This is a genomic window from Candidatus Cardinium sp. cBcalN2 (genome assembly GCF_022810445.1).
GTDB lineage: Bacteria > Bacteroidota > Bacteroidia > Cytophagales > Amoebophilaceae > Cardinium.
The window spans coordinates 1-731 of the sequence record NZ_JAACGD010000107.1; the positions used below are offsets into that span (position 1 = coordinate 1).

The window sequence follows — 731 nt, forward strand, 5'->3', positions numbered from 1 at the left end:
ATAATCAACAACTCCCATCTCTTGGGTAAACTTTTTTCATTTTCTTCTTGGTATGTTCCACTTTCTTCTTGGTATGCTGTTGAAGCAAGCGTAGCCAACTCATAAGGATTAGGATACCTTGCTACCTTATTCAGGGTAGCGGTTTTTGATTGCTGATCAGGTAAGAAGACGCGTATATATTTTTCTAACTGATTAGGTTGACGCCTTTCATACTTTAGGTTTTCGTCTACTTTTAGTTCCCCTGAAAAAGGTGGAAAGGTATGTAATGCTTGTTCTGTAGTCGACGCTATTGGACGTTCTATAGGCCTTGTTATTTGATCCATAAATAATTGGTTTATACTGCCTTAAGCAGGGATAAGATCTTCAATAAAAAAGAAGCAAAAGGGGATTGCGAATGTTTTGGTCAATGACTAATTTAATCAAGCTCACAAAAATCATAGCAAACCATTTGTTGCTTTAATCTTACTTATTTAGTAAACTTATTGCCATAGTTTTTGTATTGCCATAGCTTTTGAGCCTAATTAAGTATGTAGAATGACTGATAAGCATTATACAAAGTTTAAAGCAATAATACAATATCCGCAGATAGCGTAATGCTTGTTAGTTGTATGAACCTGATTTTGGATTCAATAAACTGTAAATCAAAATATATTTCTATTGGTTATAGAAGCCATATTATTTTTTGTGATAACCTTATTTAAAAAGAAAGGGAATGCTTCTTGTAAAATAAT

1 protein-coding gene is annotated in these 731 nt (G+C 33.0%); it reads right to left on the reverse strand.

Annotation, left to right across the window (positions count from 1 at the left end; all coding sequences use genetic code 11):
* Window positions 1–323: hypothetical protein (locus tag MUW74_RS03300; RefSeq protein WP_243518103.1), on the reverse strand; the 323-nt coding region annotated here is incomplete at its 3' end.
* Window positions 324–731 lie beyond the last annotated feature (408 nt).